Origin of the sequence: Chryseobacterium sp. SIMBA_028, from assembly GCF_046535285.1 — a bacterium.
GTDB lineage: Bacteria > Bacteroidota > Bacteroidia > Flavobacteriales > Weeksellaceae > Chryseobacterium.
On record NZ_JAWRWZ010000590.1, the window covers coordinates 1 to 252 of the forward strand.

The following is a 252-nucleotide window of genomic DNA, read 5'->3' on the forward strand; positions in this document are numbered from 1 at the left end:
GTAGTGTCCAGACATACATTGGAATTTGCTTTAGCAAGGGTTTCGGCAGGAATGTCTAGAATGTAGTCATCTTTGGAATCCTGGCTGATAAGTTTTGAATTGCTAACTGAAGATAAGGCGAAAATATCAGCGGAAGTCTGGTGAAACATTACTTTTTCTCCGGATCCTGAAGAATACATTCCGGCTACGGTATTGTCATATTTTGAAAGGACCAGTTCAGCTTTCGGATCATTATCGATACGATAAACATAT

At 39.3% G+C, this 252-nt stretch carries 1 protein-coding gene; it reads right to left on the reverse strand.

What is annotated here, in order from left to right:
• Window positions 1-252 (reverse strand): hypothetical protein (locus tag SCA31_RS24600; protein ID WP_410699586.1); only part of this gene is annotated, 252 nt, incomplete at both ends.